Raw genomic sequence first — 12,883 nt, 5'->3', positions numbered from 1 at the left:
GGAATGTAAAAAGGAAACTCGACTTCGCTGAGTAAGTTCGAGGAGCGAAATATAAAATTTCGACTCTCACTTAAGAACACTAAAATGAGTATAGTTCCATTTTAGCTTGTTCCCAATATAAAATTAGGACAAGCAGTAAATGTAACAATACTCATTAAGGGTTCTAAAAGTCCATTTACAATGCCACTTCACCTATTGCATATATCAACACTGTTTTAAAACATAGCCAATAATTATAATGTTTTTTTATGTGGATATATGTTTAATGAATATTGATATGTTATAAATGTGATTTTATCCATTGGCTAATATCATCAATCACATAATCACGTTCAGGTTCGTTAAGAATTTCATGATATAAACCATCATAAATTTTAATTGTTTTATCAGATGATTTTATTGCATTATAGAATTTCTCTGAATCTTTACATGAAACAAGCTTGTCTTCTTTTCCGTGAAGAATTAATACTGGAAATTCAAATTTATGTAAATCTTTATTTAAAGATTTAAGAGCTTTTTGAATTTCAGTATATAAGCTATCTGAGACTTCTTTTAATATTAAAGAATCTTTAATATAATTATTTACTACATTTTTATCACTACAAATTAGTTTTTCTACATCATTTGCAATATAAGTATCATTAGTATTATTTGTTAAAGCGCTAGACATAATAAGTCCACTAGCTTTATTGGGATAGTTTATTGCAAATTCTGCTATAGCTAATCCCCCTAAATCATGTCCAATTAAAAATATTGGTAGATGTTTATTTTCTTTTTTTGCTATATCTACCATAAAATTTATATCTTGAATTATTTCATCAAAGTTATTACAATGACCTCTTGTACCATGAGATTTTCCATGTCCTCTATGATCAAAAAGATAAGTACTAAAACCATCCATATTTAAATTTTTAATCAAATGTTCATAACGATTACAATGTTCGGTTAAGCCATGAGCTATAATAAGCACTGCTTTAGCATTATCAACTAAGCTTTTTCTTACATAAAGCTTAGTCCCATCAAATGAATTTAGAAATTGTGAAATAATCATAAGTAATTATATCCTCCTAAAAATTATATTTTAAGTATTTTTATGAGATATATTATAATACTTACCATAGAATTTATATAGTGTATATTGTAAAATAATTTATAAATTTAAAAATTTACACTAATAAATAGATTTGTTAATATATAAATAAGTGTATTAGTATATAATGATAAATAAGGAGGAGTATATATGGATGACAAAATTATAGATTTTAATGAGTTGAAAAATAAAGCTAAGGATAAAGATGTAGATAAATTTGAAAGTTATATTTATTCTATGTATTATGAATTAGCTGCTGGAAATTTAACAATGCAAGATTTTTCTAAAAATATCATGACATATATGGGAGAAAATAACATTTCACAAGATAAGTTATTAAATATACAGAAGAAATTCTTAGAGAGATATGGAATAGACTCTTCTATGATTGAAGAACAACTAAAAATGGCAGGTATAAATTTAAATAAAATGCCAAATGGTTATGAGTCTATTAGAAAAACCATGGGATTTCAAGAAAAATATAAGAGCAGAATTAAAGTAAAAACAGTATCTGAATACACAATAAGTAATGAGAAAAATAATCTAACAGCATTAATAGAAGAAGATCAAATGAGGTTAATAAGTCTTCAAAAGATAGATTTAAGTGATAATGAATTAAATGAATTTATATGTTCATATAAAAAAGTTATAGAAAATGATAAATTAAAAGTTGTATTATCTGAAAACATTAAATCATATGAATATTAAATGTGAATAAAACCCTCTTTTAAACAAAGAATATATTAAAACCTATTGTTTAGAAGAGGACTTTTTATATGGAAATAAGAAATAAGAAGCACTATGATAGAGTAGTTTTAACTATGAAAGAAAAGTATGTGGGCATAAGGAACAATTTTAAAAAGATATATCTATTGATAAAGGAGCAATGCTATAATCATGTGTTGATATATGCCACTTTCCCCATTGCATATATCAACACATATCCTAAAATTAAAATCTCCATTATATTAATTAATATAATGGAGATTTTTTTACTATAAACTTTAATACTTCTTTGGTTAGATCGATTATATCTTGTGTAAATATGTTTGACATATCATGTGAAGTACCTTCTAAAGGTACTAATTGAGCAGATGCTTTTTCCTCAACACATTTATTATATAAGTCTAAAGAACTTTCATAAGGAACAAGGGAATCACTCTTACTATGAATTATCAAAGTATCTGGAATGTTAGAATTAATATAATTAATAGGGTTAAATTCAGAGGCTATAGAGCTTCTATCATTTATAGAATTAAAAATATTTGTTAAGTCCCAATTCAAATCAGATGTATCTAACAAATTAAGATCTGTAGGACCGAAAAAATCAATGACATATTTCACTTTTGAAGGATACTTAGCTAAATCTACATCATCAGTAAAATCATCATTTGAAGTATATGCACTCATCAATGATAAATGAGCACCAGATGACATACCTATAATTCCAATTTGGTTTGGATTCATATTATAGTCTTCGCTATTTTTGTAAATCCATCTTAAAGTATCTTTTATATCACATATTTGTTTTTCGAAATTTTCATGCGAACGCATAAGTTCGTATTCTGTACTTATTATAGTAAATCCATTATTTCTAAATATATCTAGTATTGGAGTGATAAATTGAGGAATGCTCTTATCACCATATACCCAACTTCCACCATGTACATATAGAATTACAGGAGAACTCTTATAGATATTTTTCAAAGGTTTATAAATATCTAATTTTAATTGTACATTATTAGTATCTTTATAGATTATATCTTTATAATCTACATCATTAGTCGGTGAGAATTCAAATTCTTTATTTAACGAAAAATTATCTTTTAAAGAAATTACATCTTTAACAATAGTATAAGTTAATTGAATTTTTTTTCTAAAGATTATTCCTAAGCTAATACTTAAAATTAATATAATTATTAATGAAAATTTAAAAATTTTTTTTATAATACGCATAAAAACACCACAACTTAAAATTAATATAATAACTATTATATCATAAGTATATAATGATTATACTATGTATTAATTTAATAAATATATATGATTTATTTAAGATTTTAGGAGAAATAATATGTTAATAGAAATCATATAAATAATTTATAGATAATAAAAATAGAGAATACAGTCGCCTGCTAGATTTTTTCAAATGAATTTAAAAAGGCAGATGCGTAAAAAAATAAACGCTCTACAGTCGCTTAGTGATTTTTTTATAAGGAGAGAATATATGAATAATCCTTTTGATATACTTATATATTTAGATGAAAACTTAGTTAGAAATTTATCTTCTTTAGTTTTATCAGGTTATATAGATACAAGAATTCAAAAAAGAATTAGAGATGCAAAAGTTTCTGAAGGAGTTCATTTTGATAGTAGGAGTGGTTCTTTTCAACAGGAAACTGAAGGAAAAAACGAAAGAGAAGGATATAGAGATGAAAATAAAGGCAATTTGGTAAATGCAGAACAGCATAATCAAGTATGGAAAGATTTTAATGGTACAGGAAACGTAAGGTTAGAAGAAGAAATACGTAGGACATATACAACATTTGTTCTTAATGGAAATCTTAATAATTTTTTTAATAAAGGGGAAATATTGCATTCTAGAAATGCTATTAATATATTAAACGATGAAGTTGAATCAGGAGAATTAGTAGAAATCACAGGACAAATAACTAATCAATCAATTGTGTCTTATGTAGAAACTTTAATTGCTTTATTAAGTGCTATAGGGTGTGACAAATTAGATCCATTATTAGATAAAGAAAAATATAAATTTATAAATTTTTCAGTTCTCTTAAAATTATTAAATAACTTAAAAGGAACACTGACTTTAAATAATACTGAGGATTTAATTATGACCACAGGGGATTGTACTACTGTTTTAACTGTTAATAAAAACAATTTTATGAATAACGATTATAATATCTTTGATAAAATAAATTGTGAATGTAAAGTAATTGGCAAGGTAGTAAAAACATGCTGTGGATCAGGATGTATAAATTTTTTAAGAAAAACAGGTACAGAAAAGTTTTATGAAGATCTTTTAAATTATTGTGATTCGCTTTTAGAATGTTTAAAAGATAATGGGATAATAGTACCTGAAAGACCTTGTTGCAAAGTTGAAAATAAGGGAATACAATTAATGCCAATAAGCATTTCTATCTGAGAATAGTTATGCTTATTTGTATTTAAAATAAAAACACTTGTTTTCTGTATAAGGACATGATAATATATATATATTAAGAAAAGGCATATATAATTAGATAAAGAAATTGGGGTGATTGAATGGAATTTATAAGTACTAGAGGAGTGGAATATGGGGTATCCTCTGCAATGGCAATAATAAATGGAATTTCTAAAGATGGAGGACTTTATGTACCTGAAAGTTTTCCTAGTGTATATTCATCATTAAAGAATAAAAAGGAATTTAGTTATGAAGAATTAGCATTTGAAATTATTAATGAATATTTTACTGATATTGATGATGAAGATTTAAAGAACGCAATTAATGAATCATATAATAATAGGTTTGAAGTTAAGGTACATAATAACTTTTTAGAATTATATCATGGTCCAACTTGTGCATTTAAGGATGCAGCATTACTATTTCTTCCACAGATAATGAAAAGAGCAAAAAAGATTTGCAATAAAGAGGAAGATATAGTAATATTAGCAGCGACATCAGGAGACACAGGAAAAGCAGCCTTAGAAGGATTTAAAAATGTTGATGGATTTAAAGTAGTGGTATATTATCCTAAGAAAGGTGTAAGTGCTATACAAGAAAGACAAATGATAACTCAACAAGGCAATAATGTTAAAGTTATCGGCATAAATGGAAATTTTGATGATGCACAAAAATCTGTAAAACAAATATTTGGAGATAATGATTTTAAAGATAACTTATTAAAGAAAGGATTTGCTTTATCATCTGCAAATTCTATAAATATAGGGAGATTAGTTCCACAAATAGTATATTATTTTTATGGGTATTTCAACTTGGTGAAAAAAGGGGTTATAAAACAAGATGAAAAAATTAATGTAGTAGTTCCAACAGGGAACTTTGGAAACATATTAGCATCATACTACGCGAAACAAATGGGACTTCCTATAGATAAATTTATTTGTGCTTCAAATGAAAATAAAGTTTTAACAGATTTCTTTAAAAGCGGTATTTATGATAAGAGACGTGAACTTGTATTAACGGAATCACCATCAATGGATATTTTAGTATCATCTAATCTTGAGAGATTGTTATTCGAGGCAAGTGGACGAAATTCAGAAGTTATAAATAATCTTATGAATTCATTGAATGAAAATGGCGTATACGAAATAAATGATGACATGAAAAAATTTATGAAAGAGTTTTATGGAGAATATGCTACAACAGAAGAAGTATCTAATGCAATAAAAGAAGTTTATGAAAAAGATAATTACTTAATGGATACTCATACGGCTGTTGGTTATGTTGTTAAAAATAAATATCAAGCAGAAACTAATGATACTAAAGAAGTGTTGATAGCATCAACTGCTAGTCCATTTAAATTCCCAAGAAGTATTTGTAAAGCACTAAATATTTCAAATGATGAAATTGATGATTTTGAGGTATTAAAGAAGTTATCTGAAATTACAAAAAACAATATACCATATAGTTTGGTTAATTTATCGGAATATGAAATTCTTCATGATGAAGTTTGGGATAAGTCTGAGATGAAAAAAGCATTACTTTCTTATCTTGGAATTGAAGGATAAATTATGATTAAAGTTAGAGTGCCAGCTACGTCAGCAAATATGGGACCAGGATTTGATTCAATAGGAATGGCAGTAGAATTATATAATGAATTTGCCTTTAGAGAAATAAATGATGGATTAAATTTTAATGGGATACCAGAAGAATTTTGTAATGAAGATAATATAATATATAAAGCTATGAAGTATTGCTTTAATAAGGCAGGTTATGTAATCAATGGGCTTGAAATATCTATATTAAAGCAAGATATACCTATATCAAGAGGACTTGGAAGTAGCTCTAGCTGCATAATTGGGGGATTAGTTGGAGCTAATGAAATTTTAGGGGGAAAATTTTCAAAGGATGAACTATTAGAAATGGCTGTTGAAATAGAAGGTCATCCGGATAATGTTGCACCAGCTCTATTTGGGGGAATAGTTGTTGCAATAATTGAAAATAATAAGACTGTATATAATAAAATAGAAATTAAAGATAAAGTTAAATTTATAACTATAATACCTGATTTCAGATTATCTACTGAAGAAGCAAGAAAAGTTCTTCCAAAACAAATTTCAAGACAAGATGGAATTTATAATATTGGGAGAGCAGCACTTATGATTTCTTGCTTTGCTACTGATAGATATGATTTAATAAGAAGTGCTTGTAATGATGCACTTCATCAAAATTATAGAAAAGAGTTGATACCTCACTTTGATGACGTTTATAATAAATGTTATGAGCTTGGAGCATTAGGGTGCTATTTGAGTGGTGCAGGACCAACTATTATGTCTATAATCGATAATGGGGCTAATGGCTTTAGCAATAATATTAAGCAATATTTAGAAGATCATAGTATTAAATGGGGAGTTTTAGAATTACAAGCAGATAACAAGGGGGCATTTGTAATAAAAGGAGATTGTCGATGAAAGGAAATTACTTAGTTATAGACAAAAGAGTTTTACCGGATGTTTATGAAAAAGTTGTTTTTGCTCAAAAGCTATTGAAAGATGGCAAGGTCAAGGAAATTACTGAAGCTACGAAAATAGCAGGGATAAGTAGAAGTGTATATTATAAATATAAAGATTATATATTTGATTTTGCAGAGACTTCTCAAGGCAAAAAAGTGACTTTCAATTTAATAGTTAAAGATCAAACAGGGGTTTTATCTGGAATAATAAATTATATTTCAGAACAAGGTGGTAACATACTAACTATAAATCAAGGTATACCTATAAATGGAATAGCAAATATAAGTGTTACAATTGATATGTCTACATTAATAGGAGATATAAAAACACTTTTAAATGGTTTGTCAGGAATACAACATGTTGAAAAAATAGAATTTGTAGCAATGGAATAAATTTAAAAAGTTATGTGATTAACTAAAAGGGGCTTATAAGGTAACATTTTAATAAGATTTATTAAAATGTTACTAAATATAAATAATTTAGTATAAATAAATCTAATTTATTAACAAGAAGAAGGCGTAGTAATATACGAACATTATATATTACTACGTCTTTTTCTTAATGTGTAAAAATATAGATTAGAAACCGATAATATAGGGAAATAACTAATAAATATGATATAATTGTAGTTATAAAAATTACATATATTAGGGGGATAACCATGGCAGTAAAGATAGTAACAGACAGTACTAGTTGTATTCCACAAAAATTACTTGAAGAATATGATATTTCAATTGCTTCATTGAATGTTATTTTAAATGGAAAAAGTTATAAAGAAATTGATTTAAATAACAAAGAATTCTATGAAGAGATGGAAAAAAGCAATGAAATTCCAACTTCATCACAACCAAGTATTGATGAACTTTTTAAAATATTTAAGGAAAAAGTAGTTAATGGACATGATGTTGTAGGAATATTTTTATCATCAAAGATGAGTGGAACATATTCAAGTTCTAATTTAGTTCGTGAAATGATTTTATAAGAATATCCTGATGCAAAAATAGAGCTAATAGATTCAACAACTAATTGTATGCAGATGGGATATCAAGTGTTGGAGGCTGCAAGAAGTGCTAAATTTGGAAATAGTATAAATGAAGTTGTTAAAGCAGCAATACAAGTAAAAGAAAATAGTAGATTTTTATTTGTACCAGATACACTAAAGTATTTAAAAAAAGGTGGAAGAATAGGCGGAGCTTCTGCTTTACTTGGAACAATACTTCAAATAAGACCTATTTTAACAGTAGAGAATGGGGAAACTACAGTATTTGATAAAGTAAGAACAAAGAAAAAAGCAGTTGATACAATAGTAAATGAAGTTATAAAGAATGTTAAAGAAAAAGGTTTAGGCGAAGTTATAGTTCATCATATTAATTGTGAAAGTGAAGGATTAGAACTTGCTAAAAGACTAGAAGAAAAATTAGATATACCTGTTACTATTCAATATATAGGCCCTATAATAGGATTACATGTAGGTCCAGGCAGTATGGGGGTTGCATACTATACTAAATGTTAAATTCTTATATATAACAAAGACAAGTTTAATTAAAATCGCTAAATTTAAATTATTAATAATTTAAATTTAGCGATTTTTTTATTAGGCTGTGTTTTAAATATGTGTTGATATATTAATTTTTAGTATTCCTAAGTTCAATTACTAAATTCACTTTGCTTATACATATATCAACAGGCTGCTAAAACATAACCTTTTATTATTAAGAAATAAAAAAATTTAAGATTAAAAAGTGTGGCGAAATATAAAATTAGAAACTTTAATCTAAAATGTGGTGAAGTAAGTTTTACAAAAGCTTTTATAAAACTAATAAATTAAAAAGATTAGTACAAAATATAAAAAAGATTAGGCTTATTTTGAGACAATTTTAGTATTGTAGTGTAAAATAATAATTAGTATAAAACAATGATTACTTATTGAGAGAAAGTTTTGATCTAAGAATATTATGTATACTATTTATTTAATAAAGCTTCTCATGAACAAGCGTTATTTTAAATATTCTTAAAATACAATAAAAAAATCTAATGATTAATAAGCCATATATTTAATGAAAGGACGAAAAAATAATGGAAGTTTATTTTGATAATAGTGCAACTACTAAACCTTTAAATGAAGTTATAGAAGAAGTCACTTATGGAATGAAAGAGTATTATGGTAATCCTTCTTCTCTTCATCGATTAGGGTTGAAAAGTGAAAGAAAGCTTAAAGAATGTAGAGAAGTTTTAGCAAAGACAATAAATGCAAATGAAAATGAAATATATTTTAACTCTGGTGCAAGCGAAGGAAATAATCAAGTAATTAAAGGTATATTAAAAAAAGGCGCTCATTTTATAACAACACCATTTGAGCATAGTTCAATTGCAAATACAATAAAGAATTTGGAAAGCAATGGAATTGAGATAACATATTTAAAAATAGATAGTAATGGAAAAGTAGATTTAAATGATCTTAAAAATTCTATAACTAAAGAAACTGCACTTGTATCAATAATGCATGTTAATAATGAAGTTGGGGTAATACAAGATTTAAAACAAATAGGTGAGCTAATAAAAGAAAATAGCAGTAGAGCTAAATTTCATGTGGATGCAGTTCAAAGTTATGGGAAACTTAAGTTAGATGTAAAAGAAATGAATATAGACTTTTTAACTGCTAGTAGTCACAAATTTTATGGTCCAAAAGGTTGTGGGTTTATGTATATTAAAAAGTCAAATATATTAAATCCGTTAATTGAAGGTGGTGAACAAGAATTTGGAGCTAGAGCAGGCACTCAAAACATATCAGGAATTATGGGGATGTCAGTAGCGGCTAAAATAGTAAATGATAATTTGAATAGTAACTATAATAAAGTCTACAAAATAAAACAAAGATTTATTGAAAAATTAGAATTGTTTAAAGATATTAAAATTAACAGTTTATTGAATGATGATTTCTCACCGTACATACTAAATATATCATTTAAAGGAGTTAGAGGAGAGGTTTTATTGCATTTTTTAGAAGAAGAAAATATATATGTATCCACAGGATCGGCATGTTCTTCTAAAGGTAGGATAAATAGTGGGAGCTATGTTTTAAAAGCTCTGAATTTAACTAAAGATGAAATTTTAGGCGGTGTTAGATTTTCATTTTCTTATGATAATACTGAAGAAGAAGTAGATTATGTGATAGAAGTCTTAGAAAAAGGTCTTAAATTTTTAAGGAGAATGAAGAGATAATGGAAAAATTAATTTTAGTTAAATATGCACCAGAAATATTTTTAAAAGGACTAAATAGAAATAAATTTGAAAAGAGATTAAGAGATAATATAGGAAAAAAACTAGAAGGAATAAAAATAGAATTTATACAAGATAGTGGCAGGTATTTTATAAAAACTGATAAAATTGATGAGAGTATTAAGAGATTAAGTAATGTTTTTGGCATATCTGAAGTAGCATTAGTAGATGTAGTAGAGATGGATATGAATTGTATAAAAAAAGCAGGACTTGAAAAACTTAATGAAGCTAAAGGAAAAACATTCAAAGTAAACACTAATAGGGCTAATAAAAATTTTGGTGAAAATTCAACATATATATCAAGGGATATAGGAGCTTATATATTAAATAATTGTGATAAAGAAATAAGTGTAGATGTAAAAACTCCAGATATTTTAATAAATGTTGAAATAAGAAATAAAAATGCATATGTATGGTCTAATACAGACATTAAAAAAGGAGTAGCAGGACTACCATATGGTATGAATGGAAGCACGATACTTATGCTATCAGGAGGAATAGATTCACCTGTAGCAGGGTATCTTATGGCTAAAAGAGGTGTAGAATTAAATTGTGTTTACTATCATAGTCATCCATATACATCAGAAAGAGCTAAAGATAAGGTTAAAGAGCTAGCAAAAATCTTAGCTTCATATACTGAAAAGATAAATTTATATGTTGTTCCATTTACTGAAATACAAATGGAAATTTTAGAGAAGTGTAGAGAAGATGAACTTACTATAATAATGAGAAGATTTATGATGAGAGTTGCTTGTAAAATAGCAGAGGAAAAAGGAATTCAATCAGTAACATCTGGAGAAAGTATAGGTCAAGTTGCAAGTCAAACAATGGAAGGTCTTATAGTAAGTAATGATTGTGCAGATAGACCTGTTTTTAGACCATTAATAGCTATGGATAAAACAGATATAATGGATATAGCAAGAAAGATTGAAACATATGAAACATCAATATTACCTTATGAAGATTGTTGCACTATTTTTGTGCCTAAACATCCAAAAACAAAACCAAGAGTTGATTCAATAAGAGAAGAAGAAAAGAGACTAAATATAAATGAACTTGTAAGAAAAGCTATTGATGAAATGGAGGTTATTATTTATTAATATTTGGTTCTGTTTTTATCAACAAATATTTAAATATGATTAACTTAAAAACATCTGGAGGCGTATCCTTTAGATGTTTATTTTTGGTATAATAAAATAAATATGAATTTATTAGGGGGGTAAAATATGGGATATATAGAAACAAAAATAAAAGGGCTTAAATTTAAGAAAACCACAGAAGAAGATATACCGGCTATATTAGAATTTATTAAAAAAATAGCAGTATATGAAAAGATGCTAGATGAAGTTGTTGCTACTGAAGAAATACTTAGAGAATCAATTTTTGAAAATAACAGGGCACATGCTTTGATTATAGAATTTAATAATAAAGTTATAGGGTATATAATATACTTCTTTAATTTTTCAACATTTATAGGAAGAGCAGGATTATATTTAGAGGATATTTACATAGATCCTGAATATAGAGGAAACGGCATTGGAAAAGAAGCATTTGAAACTCTAGTACATATAGCTAAGGAAGAAAAATGTGAGAGAATGGAGTGGGTTTGTTTAGATTGGAATGAATCATCTCTTAACTTTTATGAAAGCATAGGTGCTAAGCAAATGAATGAGTGGATAATTCATAGATTAGATAAAGAAGCAATACAAAAAATTGATGAATGTGGGCTTTAAAAATAAATTTATATTATAGTATGAAGCTCGTAGATGGGAATCTTTACTTTAATTATTATAAGAAAATTTTTAATGTAACTGGGTACTTATACTAAAATATATGGATCTATGTCTACTATATTGACATAGATCCAAGATTAAAATTTGTCAATTCGGAGACCGCTTAAATTGAAAAAATAAATAATTATTTAATAGCACCAATAATTTAAATATTAATTCTTTTTTTGAATAATTTCTGTAAAATAATCTGGTTTAAATAATTTTTGATTACGCATTTCTATCAGTAAATACTCACGCAATAAAAATTCACATGCATCATATCCATCTCATGAAAATAATTTAACAGTAAATTTAATAGTTCTGTCTTTCAATAATCTTTGCACCAGAACCAATTAAATGGTCTATTATTAAGCTCGCTGATTAATTTTTTTTATAAAATTTAGTTTTTAATAAATGTTCTACAGTCAAATATATAATTACAAAAATAAAACATTCAATCTCTAATAATATAATACTTATATTATTAATATCAGATTTATTTAATATTAATAATATCAAACAAATAAATAATGTAGAAAATCCAGAAATACTCCATATTAAACTACACTTTTTATTAACTGATATTAATATATTTTTATTATTAGAACATTTCTTGTCATGAGAAATACCTGAAAATAACATTGCTATAGGTGCAATTAAATCCAAAGTTTTATTTATCTTTTTAGATGAATTATATCTATATAGTATTCCTATCCAAATCATTATTAGTGGTATACAAATATTACAAATTAAAATAAAAATATTCATACAAACATCTCCTATATTAATATTGATAGATTAATTATTATATTAATTAAAATATTTTTTATTCAATAAATATTCCATCCTACTTACGGTTATTGAAAATATATTATTAATATATTAATTATAAAACAATAAAAATATCGAATTAACAAATTATAGTTAATATGATAAAATAAATGTTAATAAAATCTATGGTTAATATTGACATTAACAAAAATATACAGTATTATTAATTACAATATCGATTTAACGCGTTAAAGTAAAAGCAATAAGTGGGGTGGAG

Annotated in this window: 11 protein-coding genes and 1 pseudogene; 9 read left to right on the top strand and 3 right to left on the bottom strand. The window is 26.0% G+C overall.

Features of this window, described 5'->3' with window-relative positions; genetic code table 11:
* Nucleotides 1–280 precede the first annotated feature (280 nt).
* On the bottom strand, nucleotides 281–1,051 hold the full coding sequence (locus NG918_RS06725; protein WP_252213821.1) for an alpha/beta hydrolase: 771 nt from the start codon (nucleotides 1,049–1,051) through the stop codon (nucleotides 281–283).
* Nucleotides 1,052–1,240: 189 nt separating this feature from the next.
* On the opposite strand from NG918_RS06725, the gene NG918_RS06720 reads away from it, so the two are divergent.
* The gene (locus NG918_RS06720; RefSeq protein WP_252213819.1) at nucleotides 1,241–1,798 is read left to right on the top strand and encodes a DUF3867 domain-containing protein; all 558 of its coding nucleotides are present in this window, start codon (nucleotides 1,241–1,243) and stop codon (nucleotides 1,796–1,798) included.
* Between the two features lie 264 nt (nucleotides 1,799–2,062).
* On the opposite strand, the gene NG918_RS06715 is transcribed toward NG918_RS06720, so the two are convergent.
* Nucleotides 2,063–3,046: an alpha/beta hydrolase gene (locus NG918_RS06715; RefSeq protein WP_252213817.1), complete on the bottom strand. Its 984-nt coding sequence runs from the start codon at nucleotides 3,044–3,046 to the stop codon at nucleotides 2,063–2,065.
* A gap of 271 nt (nucleotides 3,047–3,317) precedes the next feature.
* On the opposite strand from NG918_RS06715, the gene NG918_RS06710 reads away from it, so the two are divergent.
* From NG918_RS06710 to NG918_RS06675, 8 genes and pseudogenes are all read left to right on the top strand, one after another.
* Complete coding sequence (locus tag NG918_RS06710) at nucleotides 3,318–4,256, top strand: DUF6414 family protein (RefSeq protein ID WP_252213815.1); 939 nt, start codon at nucleotides 3,318–3,320, stop codon at nucleotides 4,254–4,256.
* Between the two features lie 119 nt (nucleotides 4,257–4,375).
* Nucleotides 4,376–5,839 carry a threonine synthase gene (gene thrC, locus NG918_RS06705; protein WP_252213813.1) on the top strand — a complete coding sequence of 488 codons (1,464 nt, stop codon included), beginning with the start codon at nucleotides 4,376–4,378 and terminating at the stop codon, nucleotides 5,837–5,839.
* A 3-nt stretch (nucleotides 5,840–5,842) separates the two neighbouring features.
* Complete coding sequence (gene thrB / locus NG918_RS06700; RefSeq protein ID WP_252213811.1) at nucleotides 5,843–6,742, top strand: homoserine kinase; 900 nt, start codon at nucleotides 5,843–5,845, stop codon at nucleotides 6,740–6,742.
* A complete protein-coding gene (locus tag NG918_RS06695) occupies nucleotides 6,739–7,176 on the top strand; it encodes an ACT domain-containing protein (protein WP_252213809.1) in 438 nt (145 codons plus the stop codon). The genes thrB and NG918_RS06695 overlap by 4 nt, the downstream gene beginning before the upstream one ends.
* A 269-nt stretch (nucleotides 7,177–7,445) precedes the next feature.
* Nucleotides 7,446–8,297, top strand: a pseudogene (locus tag NG918_RS06690) (DegV family protein).
* 563 nt (nucleotides 8,298–8,860) lie between these two features.
* A complete protein-coding gene (locus NG918_RS06685; protein WP_252213805.1) occupies nucleotides 8,861–10,006 on the top strand; it encodes a cysteine desulfurase family protein in 1,146 nt (381 codons plus the stop codon).
* On the top strand, nucleotides 10,006–11,163 hold the full coding sequence (gene thiI, locus NG918_RS06680) for a tRNA uracil 4-sulfurtransferase ThiI (RefSeq protein ID WP_252213803.1): 1,158 nt from the start codon (nucleotides 10,006–10,008) through the stop codon (nucleotides 11,161–11,163). Before NG918_RS06685 ends, thiI begins: the two co-directional genes overlap by 1 nt.
* Before the next feature lie 126 nt (nucleotides 11,164–11,289).
* Complete coding sequence (locus NG918_RS06675) at nucleotides 11,290–11,796, top strand: GNAT family N-acetyltransferase (protein WP_252225444.1); 507 nt, start codon at nucleotides 11,290–11,292, stop codon at nucleotides 11,794–11,796.
* Between the two features lie 420 nt (nucleotides 11,797–12,216).
* On the opposite strand, the gene NG918_RS06670 is transcribed toward NG918_RS06675, so the two are convergent.
* Complete coding sequence (locus NG918_RS06670; RefSeq protein WP_252213799.1) at nucleotides 12,217–12,603, bottom strand: hypothetical protein; 387 nt, start codon at nucleotides 12,601–12,603, stop codon at nucleotides 12,217–12,219.
* Nucleotides 12,604–12,883: the final 280 nt, after the last annotated feature.

This window comes from Clostridium sp. ZBS2 (assembly GCF_023845855.1).
Lineage (GTDB): Bacteria > Bacillota > Clostridia > Clostridiales > Clostridiaceae > Clostridium > Clostridium aquiflavi.
This window is presented reverse-complemented; position numbering and strand designations above follow the sequence as displayed.

What these genes read in the sequence shown, in the direction of transcription:
- NG918_RS06670 (WP_252213799.1), bottom strand. Translation starts at nt 12,603, where the DNA reads ATGAATATTTTTATTTTAATTTGTAATATTTGTATACCACTAATAATG.
- thiI (WP_252213803.1), top strand. Translation starts at nt 10,006, where the DNA reads ATGGAAAAATTAATTTTAGTTAAATATGCACCAGAAATATTTTTAAAA.
- thrC (WP_252213813.1), top strand. Translation starts at nt 4,376, where the DNA reads ATGGAATTTATAAGTACTAGAGGAGTGGAATATGGGGTATCCTCTGCA.
- thrB (WP_252213811.1), top strand. Translation starts at nt 5,843, where the DNA reads ATGATTAAAGTTAGAGTGCCAGCTACGTCAGCAAATATGGGACCAGGA.
- NG918_RS06715 (WP_252213817.1), bottom strand. Translation starts at nt 3,046, where the DNA reads ATGCGTATTATAAAAAAAATTTTTAAATTTTCATTAATAATTATATTA.
- NG918_RS06695 (WP_252213809.1), top strand. Translation starts at nt 6,739, where the DNA reads ATGAAAGGAAATTACTTAGTTATAGACAAAAGAGTTTTACCGGATGTT.
- NG918_RS06720 (WP_252213819.1), top strand. Translation starts at nt 1,241, where the DNA reads ATGGATGACAAAATTATAGATTTTAATGAGTTGAAAAATAAAGCTAAG.
- NG918_RS06725 (WP_252213821.1), bottom strand. Translation starts at nt 1,051, where the DNA reads ATGATTATTTCACAATTTCTAAATTCATTTGATGGGACTAAGCTTTAT.
- NG918_RS06685 (WP_252213805.1), top strand. Translation starts at nt 8,861, where the DNA reads ATGGAAGTTTATTTTGATAATAGTGCAACTACTAAACCTTTAAATGAA.
- NG918_RS06710 (WP_252213815.1), top strand. Translation starts at nt 3,318, where the DNA reads ATGAATAATCCTTTTGATATACTTATATATTTAGATGAAAACTTAGTT.
- NG918_RS06675 (WP_252225444.1), top strand. Translation starts at nt 11,290, where the DNA reads ATGGGATATATAGAAACAAAAATAAAAGGGCTTAAATTTAAGAAAACC.